The organism is Aquabacterium sp. CECT 9606 (assembly GCF_918741295.1).
Classification (GTDB): domain Bacteria; phylum Pseudomonadota; class Gammaproteobacteria; order Burkholderiales; family Burkholderiaceae_C; genus Aquabacterium.
In genome coordinates this window covers 903,384-928,579 of record NZ_CAKKNB010000001.1, presented here as the reverse complement: position 1 = coordinate 928,579, position 25,196 = coordinate 903,384, and the positions used below count along the sequence as shown (strand labels likewise).

25 protein-coding genes, 2 tRNA genes and 1 pseudogene are annotated in these 25,196 nt (G+C 63.6%); 8 read left to right on the top strand and 20 right to left on the bottom strand.

The window, feature by feature from the left end:
* Both LQ232_RS04320 and LQ232_RS04315 read left to right on the top strand, forming a co-directional pair.
* Positions 1–816 (top strand): protein-glutamate O-methyltransferase CheR, encoded by an 816-nt coding sequence (locus LQ232_RS04320; RefSeq protein WP_230179136.1) that lies wholly within the window; start codon positions 1–3, stop codon positions 814–816.
* Positions 817–825: 9 nt separating this feature from the next.
* Positions 826–2,007 carry an ATP-binding protein gene (locus LQ232_RS04315; protein WP_230179135.1) on the top strand — a complete coding sequence of 394 codons (1,182 nt, stop codon included), beginning with the start codon at positions 826–828 and terminating at the stop codon, positions 2,005–2,007.
* Here LQ232_RS04315 and LQ232_RS04310 read toward each other — a convergent pair.
* Together LQ232_RS04310 and LQ232_RS04305 are read right to left on the bottom strand one after the other, a co-directional pair.
* Positions 2,004–3,941 (bottom strand): DUF1631 family protein, encoded by a 1,938-nt coding sequence (locus LQ232_RS04310; protein ID WP_230179134.1) that lies wholly within the window; start codon positions 3,939–3,941, stop codon positions 2,004–2,006. The genes LQ232_RS04315 and LQ232_RS04310 overlap by 4 nt on opposite strands.
* A gap of 181 nt (positions 3,942–4,122) precedes the next feature.
* On the bottom strand, positions 4,123–4,395 hold the full coding sequence (locus LQ232_RS04305; RefSeq protein ID WP_230179133.1) for a DUF4148 domain-containing protein: 273 nt from the start codon (positions 4,393–4,395) through the stop codon (positions 4,123–4,125).
* A gap of 148 nt (positions 4,396–4,543) precedes the next feature.
* Here LQ232_RS04305 and LQ232_RS04300 point away from each other — a divergent pair.
* Positions 4,544–5,218 (top strand): annotated as a pseudogene (locus LQ232_RS04300) (LysR family transcriptional regulator); the annotation flags it as partial.
* Positions 5,219–5,289: 71 nt separating this feature from the next.
* Entirely contained in the window at positions 5,290–5,544 is a 255-nt protein-coding gene (locus LQ232_RS23505) for a LysR substrate-binding domain-containing protein (RefSeq protein WP_253074360.1), read from the top strand.
* 5 nt (positions 5,545–5,549) lie between these two features.
* Here LQ232_RS23505 and LQ232_RS04295 read toward each other — a convergent pair whose 3' ends face one another.
* The 16 genes from LQ232_RS04295 to LQ232_RS04220 form a co-directional block, all read right to left on the bottom strand.
* Positions 5,550–6,497 carry an SMP-30/gluconolactonase/LRE family protein gene (locus LQ232_RS04295; protein ID WP_230179132.1) on the bottom strand — a complete coding sequence of 316 codons (948 nt, stop codon included), beginning with the start codon at positions 6,495–6,497 and terminating at the stop codon, positions 5,550–5,552.
* Between the two features lie 198 nt (positions 6,498–6,695).
* A tRNA-Lys gene (locus LQ232_RS04290) sits at positions 6,696–6,771 on the bottom strand.
* Between the two features lie 96 nt (positions 6,772–6,867).
* Positions 6,868–6,943: transfer RNA gene (locus LQ232_RS04285), tRNA-Lys, on the bottom strand.
* A gap of 29 nt (positions 6,944–6,972) precedes the next feature.
* Entirely contained in the window at positions 6,973–7,737 is a 765-nt protein-coding gene (locus LQ232_RS04280; protein WP_230179131.1) for a ThiF family adenylyltransferase, read from the bottom strand.
* 8 nt (positions 7,738–7,745) lie between these two features.
* Complete coding sequence (gene ybgF / locus LQ232_RS04275) at positions 7,746–8,561, bottom strand: tol-pal system protein YbgF (RefSeq protein ID WP_230179130.1); 816 nt, start codon at positions 8,559–8,561, stop codon at positions 7,746–7,748.
* A 2-nt stretch (positions 8,562–8,563) separates the two neighbouring features.
* The gene (gene pal / locus LQ232_RS04270) at positions 8,564–9,145 is read right to left on the bottom strand and encodes a peptidoglycan-associated lipoprotein Pal (RefSeq protein ID WP_371820095.1); all 582 of its coding nucleotides are present in this window, start codon (positions 9,143–9,145) and stop codon (positions 8,564–8,566) included.
* A gap of 49 nt (positions 9,146–9,194) precedes the next feature.
* Positions 9,195–10,454: a Tol-Pal system beta propeller repeat protein TolB gene (gene tolB / locus LQ232_RS04265; protein WP_230179728.1), complete on the bottom strand. Its 1,260-nt coding sequence runs from the start codon at positions 10,452–10,454 to the stop codon at positions 9,195–9,197.
* Positions 10,455–10,657: 203 nt separating this feature from the next.
* The gene (gene rng / locus LQ232_RS04260; protein ID WP_230179129.1) at positions 10,658–12,160 is read right to left on the bottom strand and encodes a ribonuclease G; all 1,503 of its coding nucleotides are present in this window, start codon (positions 12,158–12,160) and stop codon (positions 10,658–10,660) included.
* A 28-nt stretch (positions 12,161–12,188) separates the two neighbouring features.
* Complete coding sequence (locus tag LQ232_RS04255; RefSeq protein ID WP_230179128.1) at positions 12,189–12,848, bottom strand: NAD(P)H-binding protein; 660 nt, start codon at positions 12,846–12,848, stop codon at positions 12,189–12,191.
* Positions 12,849–12,857: 9 nt separating this feature from the next.
* The gene (locus LQ232_RS04250) at positions 12,858–13,481 is read right to left on the bottom strand and encodes a nucleoside triphosphate pyrophosphatase (RefSeq protein WP_230179127.1); all 624 of its coding nucleotides are present in this window, start codon (positions 13,479–13,481) and stop codon (positions 12,858–12,860) included.
* Positions 13,478–13,948, bottom strand: a complete 471-nt coding sequence (rlmH, locus tag LQ232_RS04245; RefSeq protein WP_230179126.1) for a 23S rRNA (pseudouridine(1915)-N(3))-methyltransferase RlmH — start codon at positions 13,946–13,948, stop codon at positions 13,478–13,480. Before rlmH ends, LQ232_RS04250 begins: the two co-directional genes overlap by 4 nt.
* A complete protein-coding gene (gene rsfS, locus LQ232_RS04240) occupies positions 13,945–14,688 on the bottom strand; it encodes a ribosome silencing factor (protein WP_230179125.1) in 744 nt (247 codons plus the stop codon). Before rsfS ends, rlmH begins: the two co-directional genes overlap by 4 nt.
* Positions 14,689–15,303, bottom strand: a complete 615-nt coding sequence (nadD, locus tag LQ232_RS04235; protein ID WP_230179124.1) for a nicotinate (nicotinamide) nucleotide adenylyltransferase — start codon at positions 15,301–15,303, stop codon at positions 14,689–14,691.
* Between the two features lie 40 nt (positions 15,304–15,343).
* Positions 15,344–16,252 carry an oxygen-dependent coproporphyrinogen oxidase gene (gene hemF, locus LQ232_RS04230; protein WP_230179123.1) on the bottom strand — a complete coding sequence of 303 codons (909 nt, stop codon included), beginning with the start codon at positions 16,250–16,252 and terminating at the stop codon, positions 15,344–15,346.
* 7 nt (positions 16,253–16,259) lie between these two features.
* Positions 16,260–17,546, bottom strand: a complete 1,287-nt coding sequence (gene purD, locus LQ232_RS04225; RefSeq protein ID WP_230179122.1) for a phosphoribosylamine--glycine ligase — start codon at positions 17,544–17,546, stop codon at positions 16,260–16,262.
* A gap of 16 nt (positions 17,547–17,562) precedes the next feature.
* The gene (locus tag LQ232_RS04220; RefSeq protein WP_230179121.1) at positions 17,563–18,285 is read right to left on the bottom strand and encodes a YebC/PmpR family DNA-binding transcriptional regulator; all 723 of its coding nucleotides are present in this window, start codon (positions 18,283–18,285) and stop codon (positions 17,563–17,565) included.
* Between the two features lie 139 nt (positions 18,286–18,424).
* On the opposite strand from LQ232_RS04220, the gene LQ232_RS04215 reads away from it, so the two are divergent.
* Entirely contained in the window at positions 18,425–19,960 is a 1,536-nt protein-coding gene (locus tag LQ232_RS04215; RefSeq protein ID WP_230179120.1) for a helicase HerA-like domain-containing protein, read from the top strand.
* A 29-nt stretch (positions 19,961–19,989) separates the two neighbouring features.
* Here LQ232_RS04215 and LQ232_RS04210 read toward each other — a convergent pair whose 3' ends face one another.
* Together LQ232_RS04210 and lplT are read right to left on the bottom strand one after the other, a co-directional pair.
* Entirely contained in the window at positions 19,990–20,418 is a 429-nt protein-coding gene (locus tag LQ232_RS04210; protein WP_230179119.1) for a hypothetical protein, read from the bottom strand.
* Positions 20,419–20,556: 138 nt separating this feature from the next.
* Entirely contained in the window at positions 20,557–21,834 is a 1,278-nt protein-coding gene (lplT, locus tag LQ232_RS04205) for a lysophospholipid transporter LplT (protein WP_230179118.1), read from the bottom strand.
* A 116-nt stretch (positions 21,835–21,950) separates the two neighbouring features.
* Between lplT and alr the strand changes: the two genes are divergently transcribed.
* The 3 genes from alr to radA all read left to right on the top strand — a co-directional run bounded on the left by alr (position 21,951) and on the right by radA (position 25,029).
* The gene (gene alr, locus LQ232_RS04200; RefSeq protein WP_230179117.1) at positions 21,951–23,057 is read left to right on the top strand and encodes an alanine racemase; all 1,107 of its coding nucleotides are present in this window, start codon (positions 21,951–21,953) and stop codon (positions 23,055–23,057) included.
* An 84-nt stretch (positions 23,058–23,141) separates the two neighbouring features.
* Positions 23,142–23,645, top strand: a complete 504-nt coding sequence (locus LQ232_RS04195; protein WP_230179727.1) for an acyl-CoA thioesterase — start codon at positions 23,142–23,144, stop codon at positions 23,643–23,645.
* A gap of 13 nt (positions 23,646–23,658) precedes the next feature.
* Positions 23,659–25,029 carry a DNA repair protein RadA gene (gene radA, locus LQ232_RS04190; protein ID WP_230179116.1) on the top strand — a complete coding sequence of 457 codons (1,371 nt, stop codon included), beginning with the start codon at positions 23,659–23,661 and terminating at the stop codon, positions 25,027–25,029.
* Positions 25,030–25,196: the final 167 nt, after the last annotated feature.

The following is a 25,196-nucleotide window of genomic DNA, read 5'->3' as shown; positions in this document are numbered from 1 at the left end:
ATGCCCGCCCACTTGCGCGCTGAGCTCGGCCAGTTGGTCGAGGCCGTGTCGGCACTCAGTGGCATGGATTTTCGGCGTTATCAACGCTCGGCCCTGCTGCGCCGCGTGCTGCACACCGTGGACCAGGAAGGGGCTGGCTCCATCGCAGGTTTGGTGTCCAAGGTGCGCACCGACCGCGACTGCCTGCAACGTCTTCGCGCGGCGATGATGCTGCACGTGACCTCGCTGTTCAGGGACGAAGGCTACTACCGCGAGGTGCGCAAGAACATCGGGTTTCTGGCCACCTACCCCAGCTCACAGCTTTGGGTTGCGGCGTGCTCGACCGGGCCCGAGGTGATGTCTTACCGCATCTTGCTGCACGAAGCGGGCCTGGCACAGCGGTGCCGAGTCTATGCCACCGACCTGAGCGAATCTGCCATTGCGCAGGCCCAGGCCGGACAGTTTGAAGACCACCAACTGGCTGAGTACGAGCGCAACTACCTGCTGGCCGGCGGCCAAGGCCGCTTGACCGATTACTGCACACGAGTTGATGGACGTTGGCGATTCAATGCCGCCCTGCTGGACGACGTAGTCTTTGGTGTTCACAACCTGCTGACGGACGCATCCTTCAATGACTTTCAGTTCATCTCTTGCCGCAATGTGACGATGTACTTCGATCCCCAGGGACAAAGCCGCGTTCACACCTTGCTGCACCAAAGCCTGAGGCCATTTGGTTACCTGGGCTTGGGATTGAGCGAGTCGCTGATGCACTCGCCGTACCGCGAAGACTACCGGCAGACTCATCCCGGCGAACCCCTGTACCGCAAGATCCGATAAAGGGAACTCATGCAAGCCAAACCCGACATCAGCATCCTGATGGTGGACGACGAGCCAGCCAATCTGCTGGCGCTCGAAGGCATCCTGGCGCCTTTGGGGCAGCGCTTGATCCGCGCGCAATCAGGCAATGAGGCCTTGCGCCACCTGCTGGACACCGACTTTGCCGTGATCTTGCTGGACGTGCGCATGCCCGGCATGAGCGGCATTGAAGCGGCTGCGCTCATCCGCAGCCGCCCCCGCTCCCGCTCCACGCCCATCATCTTCCTGACAGGCGAGGAAAAAAGCGCCGATGCCATGTTCGAGGGCTACTCGGCCGGCGCGGTCGACTACCTCATGAAGCCCGTGGTGCCCGCCATCCTGCGCTCCAAGGTCGAGGTCTTCACCGAGTTGGCGCAGGCACGGCTGCGGCTGCAGCAACAGATCCAGGAGCGCGAGCGGGTGGCTGAAGAGTTGTCGCGCCTGAACGCCATGCTGGCCCAGCGCAATGGGGACCTGGCCGCCGCCAACCTGGAGTTGGACTCCTTCTGCGCCACGGTGGCACACGACCTGCGCTCGCCGCTCTCGCAGATCATCGGGTTCACGCAACTGCTGGAAATGTCATGCGCCAGCAAACTGGGCAAGGACGAACTGCAAAGACTGAATCTGGTGCGCACCATCGGCTTGCAGATGAATGACATGGTGACCGACTTCCTCAACTTCGCCCGCCTGGGCAGCACCCCCATCCAGGCCGAACCCGTCAACATGGCAGACATGGCCAGCACCATCGCCGCTGAACTGTCAGCCCCTGGCCGGGGTGCACCGGCCGAGTGGACCGTGGGTGCCCTGCCCTTGGCGCGTGGCGACAGCCGCATGCTGCGACAGGTGTGGATCAATCTCCTGTCGAACGCCTTGAAATATTCCAAGAACAGCCATCCCATCCGCATCCAGGTGCAGGGCGAGCTACAAGGTGACGAGCTGATCTACAGCGTGACCGACAACGGTGTGGGCTTTGACACCAGCCAGGCACCACGGCTGTTCGCGGCGTTTTCACGCCTGCATGGCCAAGACGAATTCGAGGGCATCGGCATTGGCCTGTCGTCGGTCAAACGAATCATTCAAAAGCATGGCGGCCGGGTTTGGGCCCAAGCCGAAGTGGGCCATGGGGCCACATTCTGCTTCTCGCTGCCTGCCTCGCCCCAAGCCTTTTGCTAGGCATCGTCCAGGTCTTGCAGCACGCTGTCCACGGCCCGCTGCATCAGGCTCAACTCCACGAAAGTGGTGGCCAGTCCCTCGATGCGCAAACGCTCCAGAGCGCGGCGCGTCATCGAGTGCATGCCGCCGGCCAAGGAACTGGTGAACATGAAGAACTCGCCGTTGTCGCTGCGCCAAAGCAAGTGGGCCGTCACCCACTGGCCTTGCAGGAAGAGCTTGCAGCGCACGCCTTTGGTCAGGGTCTGCAACCAGCGCTGAGCAGCGCCCTTGACGCGGCTGTCTTCATCGACACCACCCAGTGCCATGGGCACCGTGGGCAGCGCCCCCACACTGGTGTCCTGAGCCCAACTGTCCGAACCCTGATCGCGGCCCGCATCCAGCACCTCGTCACGCATCTGCTGAACCAGGTCCTGAGGCGTGACGGCTTGGGCCTCGCCCGTAGGGACGCTGCGCAAACGCCGGCTGTGCATGCGCATCAGGTCATCGAGCACGTGGTCGCGCTCGGCCTGCGGCAAGCCGATCATTTCCATGCCCAGCTTCAGCCGCTCGATCAGTGAGGGCAGGCGCTGGCGAACCTCGTCGCGGTCCAGCTCGCTGGACGGACGCTCCAGGCTCCAGAGCAACTCGTCAACGGTGCCCACCAAGGCCTGGGTGTGGGCGTTGTCAGTGCCTTGCGACACCATGGTGCGTGCCAGCACATCCACCCACGGGCCGGTCAGGAAACGCCGCAAGGTCTCGCTCAGTTCGGAGCTCTGCAGCTGGTGCATCACCTGCTGGCGCAGCAACGGCATCAAGGTCTGGCGTTGCTCGGCCTCGGTCAAAGCCTTCACCGCAGCCTGTGAGTGCTGCAACTGGGCCTCATCCTCGTGGTCGATGTAAGCCTGCACGTCCGACAGGGCGCCTTCGTACAAGGCCGCGCTGGGGGCCTCGTCCACGGCCAGCCGCTCGACCAGGGGTTCGACAAACTCCATGAACGCCGAACCGCGCGAATCACTGAACTGAGGGTGGTCGGACGCATGCGCGGCGATCTGGTTGATCAAGGTCCAGGCCGGGTGCTCATGGGAGCTCATCAGCGTCGGGTCGGTCAAGGCCACACGCACCACGGACGCCTGCAAACGCCCGATCATCCCCTTGACGGCGGACTCCAGCTTTGGATCGGCCAGGATCTGATCAAACAGGCGAGACAGCAATTGCACGGTCTGGTGCTGCGCTGGCTCGTCGGTGGGCGGGTGCTTGGGCAAGCGATCGCGCAGGTTCAGCAGCGCATCGGGCTGGGTCAGGTCGACCTCGGGCATGGCCCCTGTTCGCACGATGGGCGCACTGCGAAATTCCAAAGGTTGCACGCCCCAGCTCTTGAGCCTCCGGCAAGCGTCGCCATACACATCGCGCAGCACATCGGCCATGGCGAAACCGGCCGTGCGCAAGAACAGGCCCCGGCTGGCCTTGGACACCTTGATGCCATGCGCAGCACGACTCAAGGCGCGCGCATAAACCATGGGGCGGCAAGGATTGGCCTCCAGTCGCAACACGGTTTCACCCAGCAGCGAGGCGGTCAGCGCCTGCAATTCGCGCAGCTCCCATTCGGCCTTCAAGTCGATGAGCTGGATCGTGCGCGAAATCTCGATGTCTTTCTCGGCCTGGTCCTCGTCCATCAAGGTCAGGTCTTCCAGTCGCAAAGGCCCTGCCGGCAAGCGCACCGGTGTGGCTTGCGCTTGCGCCGCGGCTTCGATCTCTGATTTGATGTCGCCACCAAACGCAGTGGTCAAGGCCAACTGGTGAACCTGCAATGCTTCCAGCACCTCGAACAGCTGCTGGCGGTCAGAGGCCAGGGCCATGGTCGCGCCGGTGTCTCGCAAACGATGAACCGTGGCATCAATCACCTGCTGCGCGACCAATGGGCCGCCTGCCAGCATGGCATCAAGGTGCTTCTTCACGAGGGCGCCATCGTGCATAGAAAAAATCCCGGAACACCAGTGATTGGTTCACACAGTGTAGGTCGGGCGGTTCATGTCACGGCGATGGAAAAGCCCCAGGAGATGGCGGGAAAAGGAACGACCCGCGACTGGAGTTGCCTGACCGGCCCGGTTGTCCGTTGGCCGGTCAGTGCCAGCCGCGTCAATTGGCCGTCTTGCTGGTGGTGACTGCGGCAGCCTGGTTGCCGGCCGCCGTGGGGCTCAGGTCTTCGATCTTGGCGGCGGCTGCCGACGTGGACTGACGCGAGACCGGGGTAATGAACTCACGGCCAAAGTCCAGCTCGCCAGCCTTGAGTGCGCGCAGGTATTCGGCCTTGACCTGTTCGCGTGTGACGCCGGGGGCATTGGTGTCGGCCAATGCGGGCAAAGCCAGGGCAGCGGTCAAAACGGCCAAGAGGGTAGTGCGTGTGTTCATGGTGCTTCCTTCTTCAACAGGCATCAGGAAAATCCCTGATGTGTTCACTGTAGAAGTGAGCAAAGCCCGGAAAAAGCACCGCAGCGCGAATGCACTATTCCAGAAACAAGAACAAAGCGGGCCGGTGGCGTAGAGTTTCAGTGCCAGCATGGGCGCTGAAAGGATAACAACGATGGACCGACTTCAAAGCATGCAGATCTTCTGCCGCGTGATCGACCTCAATGGTTTCGCCGCCGCAGCGCGTGACTTGAACCTCTCACCTTCTGTGGTCACGCGGCTGATCAACGAGCTGGAAGAGCACCTGGGATCGCGGCTGATCAACCGCACCACTCGCAAGCTGGTGCTGACCGAGGCCGGCGAGCGCTACCTGGAACAGGTGCGCCGCATCCTGGCCGATGTCGCGCAGGTGGAGGCCGAGGTGGGCTCCGACACGGCCGATCCCCGTGGTGTGCTCAAGGTGCTGGCGCCGCCTGCTTTTGCCGCGCACCAGCTGGCGCCCATCCTGCCCCGCTTTCGCGCGCTGCACCCGCGCATCGCCATTGATTTGTCTGCCCCCGGGATGGTGGAAACCTTGGACGAGAACTTTGACGTGAGCATCATCGCGGCCCAGGGCAAACCGCTGGATGGCAGCTTCGTGGCCCGGCAGCTGGCCACCTCGGCCGCGGTGCTGTGCGCCACGCCCGCCTACCTTCAGCGCCACGGCAGGCCCACGCATCCGCAAGATTTGCTGCGGCATGACATGCTCACCCCCAAGCGGCCCTGCGAGCTCACGTTCTACCCGGAGCTTGATGATCAAGCACAAGGCGACCGCCCCCAGGCCCTGACCTTGGCAGTGCCCTCGCCCGCTTTGAGCACAGGGCACCTCGACACCATCCGCCACGCAACTCTGGGGGCATGGGCATCGGGGCCTTTCCTTCTTACGTCATCGCGCACGCGCTGGCACAGGGCACCTTGGAGCGGGTGCTGCCGCGATGGCGTTTGTTCGAGATGGGCATCTACGCGGCCATCCCTTCCCGAAGGCATTTGCCAGCCAAGACCCGGGCGTTCTTTGATTTTTTGGTCAGCTCATTTGAAGGCCACCAGGGCGTGGACCCCTGGTTGCCAGGCGCCTCATCCGCGCCCCAGCCGCTGCCACAGAAAGCGGCCTGAGCTGCTCAAGGCGCACCTGCCTTGAGGGGCACCGCTCCGGGCACCTCATGGAGGCGGCCCGAATGCGTGGTTATATAAATGCTGGTGGCGCGGTAGGCGCCTCCTGCCCGGCCCACGGCGACCGCGCTCGGCAGCGACAGCCCGGACGTCAGCAGGCACATCTGGCGGCTGGCAGGATCAAGCCGCCAAACCTCGCCGGCCCAGTACGAGACCACGTACAGGCGCCCCTGGTCATCGATGTCCAGGCCATCAAGCCAGCTCCATTTGCGGGCTGGTGGTGCATTGGCCACCACCGAGGTCTGCCCCGTGGCGCGGTCCACCGCCAGGATGCTCGCCGGCACCATCTGGTTCACATACAAGGTCTTCTGATCCTTGCTGATGGCGAGCCCGTTGCTGTTTTGCCTGAGCCAGGTGCGCTGCACCGTGCCATCGGGCAGCACGCGGTCCAGGCTGGCCGCCAGGTCATCCGAGGCATAGAAAGTGCCATCGGCCGCACGCGCCAAGCCGTTGGCCATGGACAAGCCGCTCACATGCGGCGTGACTTGACCATTGTCCAGATCGACCTTGACGATGCCCGCCTTGGCAAGCGATGGCGCGAAACCGGTCAGGCCATTGCCCACGCCAACATAAGCTTCCCGTGGTCCGGTCACGGCGATGCCGCCAGGGCTGTCCACACCAACGGCCACGATGGCTGGCGCCGCCTGGGGCGAGTCAAGACGAACCAGTTCGCCGTTGAACAGCCGGGTGTAAAGAAGGCGCCCCTGCTGATCGAAAGCAATCGACTCCAGAGCACCTTGCCCGGCCAGCATCACTGACACTGCGCCCACCCCGGCACACAAAGGCAGGCCTGAATCGGCAGCACGGGCCTGGCCTGGCAGCCACCCAGCTGACGCCGCCACGCAGCACGCCCATGGCATGGTCAGCCCAACAACCTTGCTCTTGAATCCTTGCATCGCGCACCCTTCAGTGATTTTGACCAAGCCGAAAGCATGGGCCCTGCAGATGCTTCGATCAAGTGCTTGAAGCCAAGTTGGCTTTGGAGCACGAGATTCTTCTGGCCCCGCCTGCACAGAGAGATCAGACCAGGGCGAACCCGAGGATGACAAACAAAAACCCCCCGCCTTGCCTGAGCACGACGGGGGGTTTGAAGTTGGTGGGCCCCGACAGATTCGAACTGTCGACCAACGGATTAAGAGTCCGCTGCTCTACCAACTGAGCTAGGAGCCCGAAACTTTTTCGATCCTTGCATTGCTGCAAGTTGCAAAGATTGACTACTTTGCCAAGATTTCCATTATACAACGGAAATCAACCATCTTATTAATTTGGTGGGTCGAGCGAGACTCGAACTCGCGACCAACGGATTAAAAGTCCGCTGCTCTACCGACTGAGCTATCGACCCCCGAAAAGCCTAAAATTATAACGTGGTTTTTAGCGTTTGATCAAAGTGTTGATCAACTGTGCTGCCGAAACCATGCCAAAGGTCGCAGTCACCACAACGCTGGAGCCATAGCCATGGCAGTTCAGCGAGCCATCGCCGATGTCGCACTCGGCGTCTTGCGGCGGCAACACCGCCTCGCGTGAGAACACGCACATCAGGCCCATGCGGCCCTTGCGCGCACCCTCATGGCGCTGCCGCAAACGCTGGCGCACGCTGGCCAGCAGCGGGTCGTGCGTCACTTCCGACAAGTCGCCCACTTCAACCAACTGTGGCTGGGATTTGCCCCCTGCCGCGCCCACGGCCACCACGGGCACCTGGTGCACCCTGCCCCATGCGGCGATGGCCGCCTTGGCCTTGACCTGGTCGCAGCAGTCGATCACGCCATCCAAGGGCTGGGCCGAGAGCAACGCATCCACATTGCTTTCGTCGATGAACTCTTCAACCGAATGCACCACGCAAGCCGGGTGGATCTGCGCGATGCGGTCCTGCAGCGCCAGCACCTTGGCCTGGCCGATGGTGCTCTCCAGCGCGTGCACTTGCCGGTTGATGTTGGACTCGGCCACATGGTCCAGATCAATCAAGGTCAGCTCGGCCACACCGCTGCGCGCCAGGGCTTCGGCCGCCCAGGAACCGACGCCACCCACACCGATCACCGCGATGCGGGCCGCGCGAAGGCGCTCGTAGGCCGCTGCGCCATGCAAGCGGCGCAGCCCGCCGAACCGGCGCTCCAGGTCGGCTTCGCTTGCGCTCGACAAGGCCACGCTCAGTTCTTGCGCGCCTGCGCTTTGGCCGCCGCGGTGGACGCACTGGCCAGACGCTCGCGCGCAGCCTGGGCCGCTTCGGAATCGGGGTAGTTCTTGATCAGGTCGTCCAAGGCCTTGCGGGCCGCCTTGGTTTCCTTGAGCTCGGTGTGGCAATTGGCGATCGACAGCATGGCCTCGGGCGCGCGGGCATGCGCCGGCGCCTGGCTCAACAAGGCACGGAAGCTGACCAACGCTTCCTTGTAGTTGCGCAAGCCATATTGCGCGTTGCCCTGCCAGTACAAGGCCGACTCGCGGTAACCCGTCGCTGGATAACGTTTGATCAAGCCCGCCAGGCCCGCCGCGCCACCCGCGAAGTCGGCTTGCCGCAACTTGGCCAAAGCGTCTTCAAACAGGGCCTTTTCTTCGGGTTCGACCTGGAAGGTCTTGCCATCGAGGTTCACCGTTTGCGGCTCGAGCTTGCGCACACGCTCGTCCACGCCCTGCTGCAGATCCTTCTGATGTCGCTGCAGCTCAGACAGGTCGCGGGCCAGCAGTTCGTTCTGGCCGCTTTGCTTGGCCAGATCACCGCGCAACTGCTCGATCTGGGCATTCAGATCCACCAGGCTGCGCTTGACCTGGTCGAGCTGGGCGTTCAAAGCGCTGAGCTTGGCGTTGCTCGATTCAGTGTCCTTGGCGCGCTGCTGGCGCAACTCGAGGATGGCACGGCGTGCCTCGTCATCGTCCAGCAAGCCTGCATGGGCGCTCAGCGCCCCGCAAGCCGAGGCCAGGGCCAGCACCCAGGGGCGCACACGGTACAACATCAACGCGGCCCCCATGATCAACGGTCTTTGAACTCGGCGCGGCGGTTCTTGGCCCAGGCTTCTTCGGTGCTGCCGGTGACGGCTGGGCGTTCTTCGCCAAAGCTCACGGCCTCAACCTGGTCGGCGGACACACCCAACAGCGTCAAAGATTTGACGACGGCTTCAGCGCGCTTCTGGCCCAAGGCCAGGTTGTACTCGCGGCCACCGCGCTCGTCGGTGTGCCCTTCGATGAACAGTTTCTTGCTGCGGATGGTGGTCAGCACCTTACCGTAGCCGTCCAGCACAGGGCGGAACTCGTCCTTGACGACGAAGCTGTCGAAATCAAAGTAGATGACGCGGGGCAGGCCACTCAGTGCGGCATTGGCGCCAGCGTCAGCATCGGCCGCCACCACAGGCGCCACGGTCGAGGCCGCATTGGACGACGATGAGGTGCCGGTGCTGCCAGACACGTTGCGCGACTCGATCGGAGGCGCCTTGTCGTCCAGCTTGACCGAGCTGCAGCCGGCCATCCACAGGGTGGACGCGCCCACCAGGCCGACCACGGCCAGGCGAATGGCACGAGCGGACATCGAAGCGGAAGTTGTTTGGATCGGGTTCATGAAGGCTCCTTACAAAGGTCGATCAAAGATTCAAGAAAAAAATGAAACGTCAGCGTTTGGCGCCCACGATGTCGGGACCCCAGACGGGCTCGCGGACATCGGCCTGCGGCGTGGCCAGGCTGGCCTTGATGCGGCCGTCCAGCGAGGTGGTCATGAGCACATCGCGCCCTTGGTTGCGCGTGGCATAGATGATCTGCTTGCTGTTGGGCGCAAAGCTGGGGCTTTCGTCGTCGCGGGTGTCGGTGAGCACACGCACGGCGCCGCTGGCCAGCTCCATCAAGTGCACCTTGTAGCCACCGTTGACCTGGCCGATGAAGGTCATCCAGCGGCCATCGGGGCTCAGCGCCGGGCTGATGTTGTACGGCCCATTGAAGGTGACGCGCTGGGCGCTGCCGCCCGACAACGGTGTCTTGTAGATTTGCGGGCTGCCGCCCCGGTCGCTCACGAAGTAAACGGTGCTGCCATCGGCCGACCAGGCCGCTTCGGTGTCGATGCCACCGCTTTGTGTCAGGCGCCGAACGTTGTCCCCGTCGATGCCCATCACGAACAACTGTGAACCGCCATCGCGGCTGAGTGTGACCGCCATTTGCTTGCCATCGGGCGACCAGGCTGGGGCGCTGTTGGTGCCTTTGAAGCTGGCCAGCACGCGGCGGCGCCCAGTGGTCAGCTCCTGCGACATGACCTTGGCTTTGCCGCCTTCGAACGACACATAGGCCAGCTTGCCGCCATCGGGCGACCAGGCGGGCGAGATGATGGGCTCGTTGCTGGTCAGGGCGTCGCGCTCGCCCTTGCCGTCGGAGTCGGCCACCCAGAGCACATAACGGCGGCCGGTCTTGGCCACGTAGGCGATGCGCGTGGCGAAGGCGCCCTTGTCGCCGGTCAGCTTTTCATAAATGTCGTCGGCGATGCGGTGGGCGGCCAGGCGCAAATCGGCGGCGGGCACAACCAGGCTTTGCACGCCCAGATCCTTGTTGCGGGCAGCGTCCCACAGGCGGTAGCGGATGTCAAAGCGGCCATCGGCCAGGGGCAGGATGGAGCCGGCCAGCAAGGCATCGGCACCTTTGCCCCGCCAATCGGTCAGCACGGGGCGCGAGGTCTCGTCCAGCTTGTCGGCCGAAGCATCGAGTGTCTTGAACAGGCCGCACCGCTGCAAGTCGGCGATCACGATGCTGGCGATGGGCTGCGGCACACCCTCTTCGCCCTTGAAGCGCCCGATGGCCACCGGAATCTGCGTGGCGCCCACACCTGCGATCTCAACCCGGAACTGGGCCCATGCAGGGCTGGTCGTCCACAGGCCTGCGGCCGCCATGGCACCGCACAGCGCCAAAGTCTTCAGGTGACCACGGCGGGCGGTGCCCAGCCCAGGCTCGGCAGAATTCGTGGGGTGTTCAAGCATCGTGTCTAGAAGGGATTCGTCCATGTGAAGTGCTGATTGTGCCGCGAGTGCCAAACACCACCGCCGCGCAAGGTGTTGGCCCGTGCAAAGTCATGTAAAGCGCTTCATGGCAGCGCTCACAGCAAGACGATGTCGTACTGCTCGGGCGACACCCAGGGTTCGGTTTGCAGGGAGATCGGTTTGCCGATGAAATCGATCAGGCCGGCCAGGTGCTGGCTTTCTTCATCGAGCAGCATCTCGACCACCGTGGCGCTGGCCACCACACGGAACTCGCGCGGGTTGAACTGGCGCGCCTCGCGCAAAATCTCGCGCAGGATGTTGTAGCAGACTGTGCGCGGCGTCTTGACCTGGCCGCGGCCTTCGCAGGTGGGGCAAGGCTGGCACAGCATGTGTGCCAGCGATTCGCGCGTGCGCTTGCGCGTCATCTCCACCAGGCCCAGCGGCGAGAACCCGCTGATGGTGAGCTTGGTGCGGTCGCGGCTCATTTGCTTGCGAAACTCGGCCAGCACATTGTCGCGGTGGTCCTCGCGCAGCATGTCGATGAAATCAACAATGATGATGCCGCCCAGGTTGCGCAGGCGCAATTGCCGTGCGATGGCCTGCGAGGCCTCCAGGTTGGTCTTGAAGATGGTGTCGTCAAAATTGCGCGCGCCCACATAACCACCCGTGTTGACGTCGATGGTGGTGAGTGCCTCGGTCTGGTCGATGATCAGGTAGCCACCGGATTTCAAATCAACCCGGCGCGCCAGGGCTTTTTCGATCTCCTGGTCGATGTTGTACAGGTCGAAGATGGGCCGCTCGCCCTTGTAGTGCTGCAGCTTGTCGACCGAGGTGGGCGTGAACTCGGCGCCAAAGGCACGCAGGGCATCAAACTGGATCAGCGAATCGATGCGGATGTTGGCGGTCTCGTCGATGACCAGGTCGCGAAGCACCCGCTGGGCCAGGTTCAAGTCCTGGTGCAGCAAGGAGCCCGGCGCGGCCTTGAGGCCCTGCTCGCGGATCGTCGCCCAGGTTTTGCGCAGGTAAGCGATGTCGGCGCCCAGCTCCTCATCGGTGGCGTCTTCAGCGTTGGTGCGCAGAATGAAGCCGCCCGAGCGCGTGCGCCCTTCCTTGCTGTCGGCCTCGCCCAACAATTGCAGCATGCGGGCGCGGAGTTGGTCGCGCAGTTCGGGCGAACCAATCTTTTGCGAGATGCCAATGTGGTCGTCTTGTGGCAGGAACACCAGCAAGCGCCCAGCGATGCTGATCTGCGAAGACAGGCGTGCACCCTTGGTGCCAATCGGGTCCTTGAGGACTTGCACCATCAGCGTCTGGCCTTCGTGCAGGCGCTTTTCAATGGGCGTGGCGTTGTCGGGCGAGCGGATGCTGCCTCGCTGGCTGGGATCCTCGCGGTGCAGGTCGGCCACGTGCAAGAAGGCGGCGCGCTCCAGGCCGATGTCGATGAAAGCCGATTGCATGCCGGGCAACACGCGCGCCACCCGGCCCGCGTAGACATTGCCCACCAGGCCACGCTCCAGCGTGCGCTCGACGTGCAGCTCCTGGACAGCGCCGTTTTCAACCACGGCGACGCGGGTCTCCTGCGGGGTCCAGTTGATCAGAATATCGTGTGAGTAGGCCATCTGATTTCCTGAAGATTCATGGGTAGAGTCAGCTCAGGCGCCTCAGTTCAATGTTGCTTATGCCGTGCACACCCGGGCGGGCGGATTTGGCGGCATTGACCAGGCCCTGCGCGACCTGACTGGCCTGCACAGGGCGGTAACGCTCGGGCATCAGCCAGCCAAATTTGAGGCCAATGCGTTCGGCGATGCGCACTTCATCCCGCTCACCCGCCAGCAAGGAAGGCCGAGCGAAAGTGACCGACTCAAAACCGAGGGCCGCAATGGCTTCTTCCAGCTCGCCCTTGACGCGGCTGTAGAACACCTTGGACTTGGCGTCGGCCCCGGTGGCGCTGACCAACAAGAAGCGTTTGGCACCTTGGGCTTTGGCCAACTGCGCCACCTGCAGCGGGTAATCAAAATCGACCTGGCGGAAAGCGGCACGTGAGCCGGCCTTAGCGATGGTGGTGCCCAGGGCACAGAACACCCAATCGGCTTGCAGCCAATCGACGTGCGACTCCAGCCGCTCGAAGTCCGCCACGCAAACCTGAACCTTGGGCGAATCGACCACCATGGGCCGGCGCACCAGCACGCGCACGGTGCCCACGGCAGGGTCCTGCATCAACAAGCGAAGGCAGTGCTGGCCGACCAAGCCGGTCGCGCCGGCGAGCAGCGCCACGGGCCGGGCCGCGGAAGGGGTTTCAGTGGTCATGCAGTTTGGTCAAAACCGCCAGCCCAGGGGTCTGAGCAATTCGGCCGTTTCATACAAGGGCAGGCCCATGATGCCACTGTAGCTGCCCTCGATCTTTTGCATCCATGCAGCGGCCTGGCTTTGGATGGCGTAGGCGCCCGCCTTGCCCATGGGCTCGCCGCTGGCCACATAGCGGTCGATCTCATCGGCGCCAAGGGCGCGCCAGGTGACGTGCGAGGTGCTGAGCAGCAGGTTGCCGTCCACCACCACCGCCGTCAAGACCCGGTGGGTGCGGCCGGACAGGCGCGCCAGCATGCGCGCGGCATCAGGCTGGTCAACCGGCTTGGCCAGGATGTCGGGGCCAATCGCCACGGTGGTGTCGGCGCAAAGCACTGGCGCGGCGGGCAAGTCTTGCGAGGCTTGCCGACGTGCTAGGCGCAGGCGCGCCGCCTCCCATTTGGCCAAGGTCACGCGCTGAACATAGTCTTCGGGCGACTCGCCAGCGCGCTCGGCCTCCAGCGCTTCGGCGTCCTCCTGCGGATCGGGCAGCAGCAACTCATGGCGCACCCCGATCTGGTCCAGCAACTGGCGCCGTCGAGGGCTTTGGGAAGCCAGGTAGATGAACGGGGCGTCCAGCTGAGGCTCGGTGCTCATGCGCGGTGATAGGGATGGTTGTTACGCAGCGACCAGACACGGTAGAGCTGCTCCAGCAGCAGCACCCGGGCCAGCGCATGCGGCAATGTCAGGTCTGACAAACGCAGGGTTTCATCGGCGGTTTTTTTGAGCGCAGGGTCGATGCCATCAGCCCCACCAATCACGAAAGCCACGTCGCGGCCATCGTTGAGCCAGACCTCGGCACGCTGCGCCAGCTCGACGCTGGTCAGGCGGCTGCCGCGTTCATCCAGGATGACACGGCGCACGTCACGGCCCAAAGCAGCTTCAATGCGGGCGGCCTCGGCCTGCATGATGGCTGGCACCGATTTACCACCGTCACGGGGCTCGGCCTTGAGGGCCTTGACCTCGACCTTCCAATCGGGCGGAAAGCGCTTGAGGTAGTCCTCGCAGGCTGTTTCCGCCCAGGCGGGCTGGCGCTGGCCAATGGCCACCACCGTCAGCTTCATGAAGCCTTGCGGGCCACTTTCTTGGCAGCCACCATCTTGCGGACCGGCGCTTTCTTGGCGGCGACCTTTTTAGCTGCCACCTTCTTGCCAGCTACCTTCTTCACGGCAGGTTTGTTGATCACCATGGTCTTGGGCACCACAGGGATCGCTGCGGCCACCTTCTTGGCGGCAGCCTTTTTGGCGGCAATCTTTTTGGCAGCCACCGGCACGCGGTTGGAGGTGGAGCGCTCGGCCGGTGTCTTGGCCACGGCCTTTTTCGCGACAACCTTCTTGGCCGCCACTTTGCGGACGGGTGCGTCCAGCTTGCCCATGACCGACTTTTTGCCAGACGCTTTCTTGGGCGCGGCATCGTCGTCATCCATGGGCTCGGACGCCTTGACCAGGCGGGTCACCACATCGTTGAGCTTGAGCTTGATGGGCTTTTCGCCCCAGATCTCTTCCAGCAGGTAGTACTGGCGGATGGCGGGTTGCATCAGGTGCACCACGGCCGCAGCGCAGTCCACGATGATCCATTCGCCGTTGTCTTCGCCCTCGGTGCGCATGACGTCGAAGCCGGCGGCCCGAACGGACTTGCGCACGCTGGCGGCCAGCGCCTTGGTTTGCCGATTGGACGTGCCCGACGCGACAATCACCCGCTCGAACAGGGCCGAGAGGTGCTCGGTGTTGAAGACAACGATGTCTTGGCCCTTGACGTCTTCGAGGCCATCGACGATGGCGCGTTGCAGTTTACGGATGTCCATTCAGCGGGGGGTGCCAGCGGCGTAGAGTTGATGTTGTTCAATATAGCGCGCCACGGCGTTTGACACCATGGCGGGCACGAGGGTTTGGGCGGCATCCCCATGGGCCAGCCGGGCCCGGATGTCGGTCGAGGAAACGGGCATTTCAGGCATCGGCAACACCACCATCCGGTGAGGGTGTGGCGCCAATTGAGGACCAGGCCGGGGCACTTGCCCCGCGCGGCTGGCCACAGCCAAGGTCACGCGTCGAACCAGTTCCTGCCAACCATGCCAGGTGTGCAAGTTGGCGTATTGGTCCTGCCCGATGATCAGAAACCAGCGCTCGACCAGGGTGGCGTCAAGCAAGGATTCGGCACTTTGCAGGGCCCGCACGGTGTCGAGAGTGTACGACGGACCACCGCGGACGGTTTCCAGCGGGTCCACGACAAAGCGCGGTTCGTGCTCGGTGGCGGCCCGCACCATGGCCACGCGGTGCTCGGCGGGAGCCAATTGGCGGGTCTTTTGCCAAGGCAGGCCCACCGGGATCCACCTGATTTCATCCAGGTGCAAATGGCTCAAAGCGGTTTGCGCGAGCGCCAGGTGCGCCTGGTGCACCGGGTCGAAACTGCCACCGAACAAGCCGATCCTTCGACCTGCCCGCGGTGATGTCGCCGAGGCTTCAGACCCAGTCACGTGGGGGCAGGAAGTCGGTGTACAAACGGGCCTCGGGCGTGCCGGGCTCGGGGTGCCAGTCGTAGCGCCACTTCACGATGGGGGGCATCGACATGAGGATGCTTTCGGTGCGGCCGCCCGATTGCAGGCCGAACAGGGTGCCACGGTCCCACACCAGGTTGAACTCAACGTAGCGGCCGCGGCGGAAGGCCTGGAAATCGCGCTCGACTTCGCCATGGGGCGTGTCGCGGCGGCGCTTCAGGATCGGCAGGTAAGACTCCACGAACGCGTCGCCGACCGAACGGGTCATGGCGAAGCCTTGCTCGAAGCCCAACTCCGAGAAATCATCGTAGAAGATGCCGCCGACACCCCGGGCTTCGTTGCGGTGTTTGAGGAAAAAGTATTCATCGCACCACTTCTTGAAACGCGGGTGCTTGTCGTCGCCAAACGGTTGCAGCGCATCTTTGCAAACCTGGTGAAAGTGGCGCGCGTCTTCTTCAAAGCCGTAATACGGCGTGAGGTCCATGCCACCGCCGAACCAGGCCACCACCTCGCCATCCGGCTTGTGCGCGGCCAACATGCGCACATTCATGTGCACCGTAGGCGCATAAGGATTGCGCGGGTGGAAGACCAGCGACACGCCCATGGCCTCGAAGGGACAGCCTGCCAGGTCAGGCCGGTGCTGCGTGGCCGAAGGCGGCAACTGCGGCCCTTTGACGTGCGAGAAATTGCAGCCACCGCGCTCCAGCACCAGGCCTTCTTCAATGACACGCGAGCAGCCATCGCCCTGCAAGCGCTCACCGGGCTCGCGCACCCAGGCATCGCGCTTGAACGGTGTGCCGTCCTCGGCCTCGAAGGCCGCGACAATGCTGTCTTGCAGGCCCAGCAGATACTGGCGTACGGCGGCGGTGTCCATCATCGGCTCAGCGGGGTTTGTTGATGGCGCGCCAGCCAATGTCGTGGCGGAACTGCATGCCATCGAACTGGATGCCCAGCATGTACTCATAGGCGCGTTGCTGCGCCAGCTTGGCCGAGTCGCCCAAGGCGGTCACGCACAAGACGCGACCACCGTTGGTCACCACCTTGCCATCGACCACCTGGGTCCCGGCATGGAAGACCATGGCATCGTCAGCGTCCGCTGGCAAGCCGGTGATGACATCGCCCTTCTTCGGGTTGAGGGGGTAGCCACCCGCGGCAACGACCACGCCCAGCGCGAAGCGGCGGTCCCATTGCAACTCGACCTGGTCGAGCGTGCCATCGGTGGCGCTGAAAAACACGTCCACCAGGTCGCTCTTCAAACGCATCATGATGGGCTGGGTCTCGGGGTCGCCCATGCGGCAGTTGAACTCGAGCGTCTTGGGGTTGCCCTGCGCGTCGATCATCAGGCCGGCGTACAGAAAACCGGTGAAGGGGATGCCATCCTTGCCCATGCCCGCCAGCGTCGGCAGGATGATGTCCTGCATGGCCTTGGCATGCACATTGGGCGTGACCACGGGCGCGGGCGAGTAGGCACCCATGCCGCCGGTGTTGGGGCCTTCATCGGCGTCCAGCAGGCGCTTGTGGTCCTGGCTGGTGGCCAGCACGGCCACGTTCTTGCCGTCGGCCAGCACGATGAAGCTGGCCTCTTCGCCTTGCAGGAATTCTTCGATCACGACCCGGGCGCCACCCGCGTTGTGCGTGACGCCCAGCTTGTTGTCCAGCAGCATGAAGTCGATGGCTTCATGGGCCTCTTGCAGCGTCATGGCCACGACCACGCCCTTGCCTGCCGCCAGACCATCGGCCTTGACGACGATGGGCGCGCCGTGCTTGTCCACATAGGCGTGCGCCGCCGTGGCATCGGTGAAGGTTTCGTAGAAGGCCGTGGGGATGCCGTGGCGCTTCATGAAATCCTTGGCGAAGGCCTTGGAGCTTTCCAGCTGCGCGGCCGCCTTGGTGGGGCCGAAGATGCGCAAACCACGCGCGCGGAACTCGTCCACCACGCCCGCCGCCAAGGGGGCTTCTGGGCCCACCACGGTCAGGTTGATTTTTTCGGATTCAGCGAAATCGGCCAGGGCCTTGACGTCGGTGATGTCGATGTTGACCAGGTGCGGACTGCGGGCGGTGCCGCCATTGCCCGGTGCCACGTAGACCTTTTGGGCCTTGGGCGATTGGGCCAGTTTCCAGGCCAGGGCATGTTCGCGTCCACCCGAGCCGATCACAAGAATATTCATACAGTCCGTCGATTCTTCAGTTCAATTCAGCGTTGTGGAACACATCCTGGGCATCGTCCAGGTCTTCCAGCATGTCCAGCAATTTCTGCTGGCGGGCGGCGTCGTCGCCGGTCAGTTCAACCGTGTTTTCGGCACGCATGGTCACTTCGGCCACTTCGGGGGTCAATCCCACGTTCGTCAAGGCTGCCTTGATGGCCTCGAACTCCAGCGGCGGCGTCAGCACTTCGATGGAACCATCGTCGTGCGTGATGACGTCGTCGGCGCCAGCTTCCAGTGCCACTTCCATGACTTTGTCCTCGCTCGTGCCCGGGGCGAAGATGAGCTGGCCGCAGTGTTTGAACTGGAATGCGACCGAGCCTTCCGTGCCCAGGTTGCCACCGTACTTGCTAAAAATGTGCCGGACCTCGGCCACCGTGCGCACGCGGTTGTCGGTCATGCAGTCGATGATGATGGCCGCACCGCCAATGCCGTAGCCCTCGTAGCGCACTTCTTCGTAGTGCACGCCTTCAAGGTTGCCGGTGGCCTTGTCGATGTTGCGCTTGATGGTGTCAGCGGGCATGTTGGCCGCCTTGGCTTTTTCAATCGCCAGGCGCAGGCGTGGGTTGACGTCCAGGTCTCCGCCACCCAGGCGGGCCGCGACGATGATTTCGCGGATGACCCGGGTCCAGACCTTGCCTCGTTTCTCATCCTGGCGGCCCTTGCGGTGCTGGATGTTGGCCCATTTGGAATGTCCGGCCATGGTGTGTGTGCTCCAAGCTGTTTTTCGCCGCAAAACGGCGCATCGCGCACCACATTGGTCAGGGGCGCGAACATGATTTGCAGAGATACTGGGATCTCGTGATTTCCAGAATTTTACCTTTGCCCTCAGGAGCCCGTTCATGGCCGACCCAATTCTGATCGCCCGCCACGGCGACACCGAATGCCACCTGCTGCCGGAGCTGGCCAATCGGCACGGCCTGATCACCGGCGCCACGGGCACGGGCAAGACGATCACCCTGCAAAATCTGGCCGAAAATTTCTCGAAACTGGGTGTGCCAGTCTTCATGGCCGACATCAAGGGCGACCTGACCGGCATTTCCCAGGCAGGCACGCTCAGCCCCAAATTAGCCGCCATCCTGAAAGAACGCGGCATCGAGGCACCTGCCCCAATCGCCTGCCCCACCGCCTTGTGGGATGTGTTCGGCACGCAAGGCCATCCGGTGCGCGCCACCGTGTCCGACATGGGCCCGCTGCTGCTGTCGCGCATGCTGAACCTGAACGACACACAGCAAGGCGTGCTGCAGCTGGTGTTCAAGATCGCCGATGACAACGGCCTGTTGTTGCTCGACCTGAAAGACCTGCGCGCCATGCTGCAGCACGTGGGAGACAACGCGAGCCAGTTCACCACCGAGTACGGCAACATCAGCCCGGCCAGCGTGGGCGCCATCCAGCGCGGCCTGATGCAGGTGGAAGAACAAGGCGGCGACCAGTTCTTTGGCGAGCCCATGCTCGACATCCACGATTTCATGCAGACGGTCGATGGGCAGGGCGTCGTCAATATCCTCGCCGCCGACAAGCTGATGAACGCGCCGCGCTTGTACGCCACCTTCCTGTTGTGGATGCTGTCGGAATTGTTCGAATCGCTGCCAGAGGTGGGCGACCTGGACAAGCCCAAGCTGGTGTTCTTCTTTGACGAGGCCCACCTGCTGTTCACCGACGCGCCCAAAGCCTTGATCGAGCGCATCGAGCTCGTGGTTCGCTTGGTGCGGTCCAAAGGGGTGGGGGTTTATTTCGTCACTCAAAATCCGCTGGACGTGCCCGAAACGGTTTTGGGCCAGTTGGGCAACCGCGTGCAACATGCCCTGCGCGCCTTCACGCCCCGCGATCAGAAAGCGGTCAAATCGGCGGCGGAAACCATGCGCGCCAACCCCGGCCTGGACATTGGCACGGCCATCACCGAACTGGCCGTGGGCGAGGCCTTGATCAGTTGCCTGGACGACAAGGGACGACCCGGCATCACGCAACGCGTGTTCGTGTTGCCGCCGGGCAGCCAGATTGGCCCGATCACCCCCGACCAGCGCAAAACCTTGCTGACCACGTCGTTGGTCGCAGGCGTGTACGAGAAAGTGGTGGACCGCGACTCGGCTTACGAGAAGCTCAAGGGCCGCGCCGCCAGCGCCCCCACCCGCGAAGAATCGGAAGCCGCCGTGCCAGGCAAAGGCAGCACCACCAACAGCCAAACCGCACCCGATGCCGGCGGGTCCTGGCTGGGTGACTTGGCGGGGGGACTGCTCAAGGGCAGTGGGCGCAAGGATTCCGTGCTGGAAACCGTGGCCAAGTCGGCCGCGCGCACCATCGGGTCATCGGTCGGCCGCGAAATCATCCGCGGCGTGCTGGGCTCACTGCTGGGTGGCAGCAGCAGCCGACGCCGCTGACCGCCAAACCCCAGCCTGCCTGAGTCCGATCAACGGTCTCGGTGGCCCCAACCGCCGCCACGGCGGTCGTCGTCGTCATTGCCACGGTCGTACCCGCGCTCATAGCCCTGGCGGTAGCCATTGGCATAGGCCTCAGCACGACCATGGCGGTGCCAGCGGCCATGCCAGCCTCGGTCAGGGTAAAAGCGCGGGGGCACCTGGTAGACCACCGGCTGCACACCGTAATAGGGCTGAGGCACCACCACCATCCGGCGAGGCTGCACATACACCGGTTGCGGTGGATAGTAATAGCCGCCGCCATTCGACACCACGGCATTCACATGGCCTGGTCCTGCGATGAGGGGCGCATTCACCCCCACCGACCAGGACACACCGCCTGCGTTGGCCACACCGGCCACGGCCACCAAGGCGGTGGCAACCAAGATTTTGGGTCGAGAAAAAATTTGGCGAGCATTCATGCTGGGTCTCCTTGTCATGACGGCGGCCCTGGATGAACAAGCGGCACGTTTTCCGTCATGGCTCTACAACGGCCAGCTTAATCCCGCCGATGACAGGCTTGCGTAAAGCTATGTTGCGCTTGTGTGAGCAGTGGTGACTCAGTGGCAGTCGCTGCGGGCTACGGCCAACAGGCGTTCGACCTCATCGCGGTGGTGGACGGTGTTGCTGCGGTGCCAGAACCAGATGCCCATCATCGAGGCCGCCACCACCAGGCCAAACGCCGTGATCGCGCCATAGGCCGACAGGCCGGACTTGGTGAGCCCGCTGTACATGGCGCCCATCACCAGGATGGCCGCCTGCTCGTTGAAGTTCTGCACCGCGATGGACCGGCCCGACCCCATCAGGTTGTGCCCCCGGTGCTGCAGCAAGGCATTCATGGGCACCACCAAAAAGCCGCCCAGGCCACCCAGGATGATCAGGAAAGGGATGGCAATGCCGATGTCGCGGATCATGTTCATGCCCAGCACCAACACACCCATGGCCACGCCCAGGGGGATCACCCGCGTGGCCTGGTCCAGGCGCATCTTGGCCGAGGCCAACACCGCGCCCACCGCCGTGCCCACCGCCACCACGCCCACCAGGGCCGACGCCTTCGTGGTGTCATAGCTCAGAGCCACGCCCGCCCACGCCAACACGATGTAACGCAGATTGCCGGAGACACCCCAGAACAAGGTGGTCGTGCCCAGGGAGATCTGGCCCAGCTTGTCTTTCCACAGGCGGCGGTTGCAATCAAAGAAATCGCCCACCAATGACCACAAATGAACAGGCAACGGCTGCAGAGGCGTTTCAGTGCGTGGAATGCGCAAGTTGAACAAGGCCGCCAGCACGTACAACAGGATCATGGTGGCGATGGCCGCCTCGGGTGGTGTGTCCACGCCGGTGTTGATCAAAGGCAAATCGAAAGCCAGCAGGTGCGGCGACACGACCTCGCCCATCAACTGACCGCCCAGCACCACACCCAGGATGATGGAGGTGATCGTCAAGCCCTCGATCCAGCCATTGGCCTTGACCAACTGTGAAGGCGGCAGCAACTCGGTCAGGATGCCGTACTTGGCTGGCGAGTAAGCAGCGGCGCCCAGTCCCACCACCGCATAAGCGATCAGGGGGTGGCTACCGAACAGCATCATCAGGCAACCGACCACCTTGACGCTGTTGGAAAAGAACATGACCCGGCCTTTGGGCACCGCGTCGGCAAAGGCGCCGACAAAGGGCGCCAGCACCACGTAGAACAAGGCGAACATGGGCACCAGCGCCGCAGGCTGCCAATCAGGAGCACCCGAACTTTTCAGCAATTCCACCGCGGCCACAAACAAGGCGTTGTCGGCGAGCGAGCTGAAGAACTGCGCCGCCATGATGGTGAAAAAGCCTTTTTTCATAAGCGGGCAGTCACTGTCTTCATGCGTGTGATGTTGGACCTTCTCCACCCACCAGACATCGGTAAAGCGGCAGGCCAAGCCGCGGTTTATAGCATGGCCACTGGCACAATCCCCTCATGCCCCGTCCCTTAGAAGCCCTCATCCACGTGGATGCCCTCCACCACAACTTGCAGCGTGCGCGCGACTGCGCGCCAGACGCGCGGGTGTGGGCTGTGGTCAAAGCCAATGCCTACGGTCACGGCATCGAGCGCGCCTTTGAAGGCCTTCGCGCCGCCGACGGCTTTGCCCTGCTCGACATCGCCGAGGCGCAGCGCCTGCGCAAACTGGATTGGCGCGGCCCCATCCTGTTGCTGGAGGGCGTGTTCGAGGCACGCGACCTGGAATGGTGTTCGCGCCTGGGCCTGTGGCACGTGGTGCACTGCGATGAGCAGATTGATTGGCTGGCCCAGCACAAGACCGAGTGGCCACACCGCGTCTTCCTGAAGATGAACACCGGCATGAACCGATTGGGTTTCACGCCACCCGCCTTTCGCAGCGCCTGGGCCCGTCTGTCGGCCTTGCCACAGGTCGACGAGGTGTCCTTGATGACGCACTTCTCGGACGCGGACGGGCCGCGGGGCATCAGTCAGCAGGCCGCGTTGTTCTTCACCACCTGCGCAGACCTGAGCGGTGAGCGCAGCCTGTGCAACAGCGCCGGTACCTTGCGACACGCGCAGGATGCGAAGGTGCGGGGCGACTGGGTCCGCCCGGGCATCATGCTGTACGGCTCCTCGCCCGATTACCCTGAACACGACGCCGCCCATTGGGGCTTGCAGGCCACCATGACCTTGAAGTCGCAGCTCATTGCCATCCAGCATCTGAAAGCTGGCGACACCGTGGGCTATGGCAGCCGCTTCGTCGCCGACCGCGACATGCGCCTGGGCGTGGTCGCTTGTGGTTATGCCGATGGCTACCCTCGCCACGCACCCGATGGCACACCCTTGATGGTCGATGGTGCGCGCGTGCCCTTGATCGGGCGCGTGTCCATGGACATGGTCACGGTGGACCTCAGCGCGGCGCCCCAGGCCCGGGTGGGCAGCGAGGCGACCTTGTGGGGCCATGGCCCTCAGCTCGACGGTCACGCGACCGAATTGTCAATCGACGAAGTGGCCCGGCATTGCGGCACCGTCGGCTATGAATTGATGTGCGCGCTTTCACAGCGGGTTCCAGTCAGCGCGGTGTAACGCACCAAATCGGCACAGCACTTGCATGCAGTTTTCCCTTTTGCCCGGCCCTCAATGAGTTTTGCACCAGAATCAAGCATGGACATCGACCACCACCGCCACCAGTTGCGCATGACCTTGCTCATGACGCCCGACATGGCCAACTTTTCCGGCAACGTGCATGGCGGCACCATCCTCAAGCTGCTCGATCAGGTGGCTTATGCCTGTGCCAGCCGCTATGCCGGCTGCTATGTGCTGACCTTGTCGGTTGACCGCGTGACCTTCCGCCAGCCCATCCACGTGGGCGAGCTGGTGACCTTCCTGGCGTCGGTCAACTTCACCGGCAACTCCTCCATGGAGATCGGCGTCAAGGTGATCGCCGAAAACATCCGCACCCAAGTGGTGCGCCATGCCAACAGCTGCTTCTTCACCATGGTCGCGGTGGACGACAACAACCGCCCCAAACCCGTGACGCCGCTGGAGCCCACCACGGCCGAGGAAAAACGCCGCTTCGAATCCGCCCTGTTGCGCCGCCAGTTGCGCCAGGAACTGGACCGCAAATTCAAGGCCATCCAGGACAACCAGAAGGACGGCGACGAGATCGCCTGAACGACGACCTTTCATGGCCAAAGACAAAACGATCTTCACCTGCTCCGAGTGCGGCGGCACCAGCCCCAAATGGCTGGGCAAGTGCCCCCACTGCAATGCCTGGAACACGCTGGAAGAGACCCGCGCGGACACGGGCCCGGCCAAGAACCGCATGCAGGCCCTGACGCGGGGGCTGAACGCGCCGCAGCCGGTGGCGACCTTGTCCCACATCGAAGCGGCCGACATTGCCCGCACCCCGACCGGCCTGGAAGAGCTGGACCGGGTGCTGGGTGGCGGCATCGTCACCGGGGGCGTGATCCTGATTGGCGGCGATCCGGGCATCGGCAAATCGACCCTGCTGCTGCAGGCGCTGGACGCCCTGTCGCGCCAGATGCCGGTGCTGTACGTGACGGGTGAGGAAAGCGGTGCTCAGGTTGCGCTTCGCGCGCAGCGGCTGGGCCTGGATGGCTCGAAGGTGCGGGTGCAGGCCGAGATCCAGCTGGAGAACATCATCGCCACCTTGGAGGCCGAGCAACCGTCCTTCTGCGTGATCGACTCGATCCAGACCATCTATTCGGACCAGCTGACTTCGGCACCGGGTTCGGTGGCTCAGGTGCGTGAATGCGCCGCCCACCTCACCCGCGTGGCCAAGTCCAGCGGTTGCACCATGGTGCTGGTGGGGCATGTGACCAAGGAAGGCGCCTTGGCCGGGCCACGCGTGCTGGAACACATCGTCGACACCGTTTTGTACTTTGAAGGCGAAACCCACAGCAGCTTCCGCCTGGTGCGCGCCATCAAGAACCGCTTCGGGGCCGTGAACGAGATCGGCGTCTTCGCGATGACCGACAAGGGTTTGAAGGGCGTGAGCAACCCCAGCGCCATCTTCCTGTCCACGCACGATGAGCCGGTGCCCGGCTCGGTGGTGATGGTGACGCTGGAAGGCACGCGCCCGCTGCTGGTTGAAATCCAGGCACTGGTCGATTCCGGTGGCCCCAGCCCGCGCCGCCTGAGTGTGGGCCTGGAGCGCGATCGCCTGGCGATGTTGCTGGCGGTGCTGCACCGCCACGCCGGCATGGCCTGCTTTGACCAGGACGTGTTTGTGAACGCGGTGGGAGGCGTGCGCATCAGCGAGCCAGCGGCCGACTTGGCCGTGTTGCTGGCGATTCAAAGCAGCCTGCGCGGCAAGCCTTTGCCCAAGGGGTTTTTTGCGTTTGGCGAGGTGGGCCTGGCCGGTGAGATCCGGCCTGCGCCGCGTGGCCAGGAGCGCTTGAAGGAAGCGGCCAAGCTGGGGTTTTCAATCGCGGTGGTGCCCAAGGCCAATGCGCCCAAGAAGCCGATTGAGGGCTTGACCATTCACGCCGTGGACCGGGTTGAACAAGCGGTGGACTTGGCACGTTCGCTCTGAGTGCTGAGCGTGCCGCCTATGGTGCTTTTCATCAAAAAGCGCGAGGCGGGGATGAGGCGGTGGCTGGCAGGGCTCCTATGGTGGCAGTCCACCGCTGCGCGGCGGACTGCTCTGTGGTGCTCGCCCCATCCCTCATCGCCTCGCCAGCGGCGTGGCATGAACGGGGC

Bases quoted from the DNA above. Each gene is read 5' to 3' on its own strand.
- LQ232_RS04320 (WP_230179136.1), top strand. From the start codon at position 1: ATGCCCGCCCACTTGCGCGCTGAGCTCGGCCAGTTGGTCGAGGCCGTG.
- LQ232_RS04315 (WP_230179135.1), top strand. From the start codon at position 826: ATGCAAGCCAAACCCGACATCAGCATCCTGATGGTGGACGACGAGCCA.
- LQ232_RS04305 (WP_230179133.1), bottom strand. From the start codon at position 4,395: ATGAACACACGCACTACCCTCTTGGCCGTTTTGACCGCTGCCCTGGCT.
- LQ232_RS23505 (WP_253074360.1), top strand. From the start codon at position 5,290: ATGGGCATCGGGGCCTTTCCTTCTTACGTCATCGCGCACGCGCTGGCA.
- LQ232_RS04295 (WP_230179132.1), bottom strand. From the start codon at position 6,497: ATGCAAGGATTCAAGAGCAAGGTTGTTGGGCTGACCATGCCATGGGCG.
- ybgF (WP_230179130.1), bottom strand. From the start codon at position 8,561: ATGGGGGCCGCGTTGATGTTGTACCGTGTGCGCCCCTGGGTGCTGGCC.
- pal (WP_371820095.1), bottom strand. From the start codon at position 9,145: ATGAACCCGATCCAAACAACTTCCGCTTCGATGTCCGCTCGTGCCATT.
- tolB (WP_230179728.1), bottom strand. From the start codon at position 10,454: ATGGCGGCCGCAGGCCTGTGGACGACCAGCCCTGCATGGGCCCAGTTC.
- rng (WP_230179129.1), bottom strand. From the start codon at position 12,160: ATGGCCTACTCACACGATATTCTGATCAACTGGACCCCGCAGGAGACC.
- LQ232_RS04255 (WP_230179128.1), bottom strand. From the start codon at position 12,848: ATGACCACTGAAACCCCTTCCGCGGCCCGGCCCGTGGCGCTGCTCGCC.
- LQ232_RS04250 (WP_230179127.1), bottom strand. From the start codon at position 13,481: ATGAGCACCGAGCCTCAGCTGGACGCCCCGTTCATCTACCTGGCTTCC.
- rlmH (WP_230179126.1), bottom strand. From the start codon at position 13,948: ATGAAGCTGACGGTGGTGGCCATTGGCCAGCGCCAGCCCGCCTGGGCG.
- rsfS (WP_230179125.1), bottom strand. From the start codon at position 14,688: ATGGACATCCGTAAACTGCAACGCGCCATCGTCGATGGCCTCGAAGAC.
- hemF (WP_230179123.1), bottom strand. From the start codon at position 16,252: ATGGACACCGCCGCCGTACGCCAGTATCTGCTGGGCCTGCAAGACAGC.
- purD (WP_230179122.1), bottom strand. From the start codon at position 17,546: ATGAATATTCTTGTGATCGGCTCGGGTGGACGCGAACATGCCCTGGCC.
- LQ232_RS04220 (WP_230179121.1), bottom strand. From the start codon at position 18,285: ATGGCCGGACATTCCAAATGGGCCAACATCCAGCACCGCAAGGGCCGC.
- LQ232_RS04215 (WP_230179120.1), top strand. From the start codon at position 18,425: ATGGCCGACCCAATTCTGATCGCCCGCCACGGCGACACCGAATGCCAC.
- LQ232_RS04210 (WP_230179119.1), bottom strand. From the start codon at position 20,418: ATGAATGCTCGCCAAATTTTTTCTCGACCCAAAATCTTGGTTGCCACC.
- lplT (WP_230179118.1), bottom strand. From the start codon at position 21,834: ATGAAAAAAGGCTTTTTCACCATCATGGCGGCGCAGTTCTTCAGCTCG.
- alr (WP_230179117.1), top strand. From the start codon at position 21,951: ATGCCCCGTCCCTTAGAAGCCCTCATCCACGTGGATGCCCTCCACCAC.
- radA (WP_230179116.1), top strand. From the start codon at position 23,659: ATGGCCAAAGACAAAACGATCTTCACCTGCTCCGAGTGCGGCGGCACC.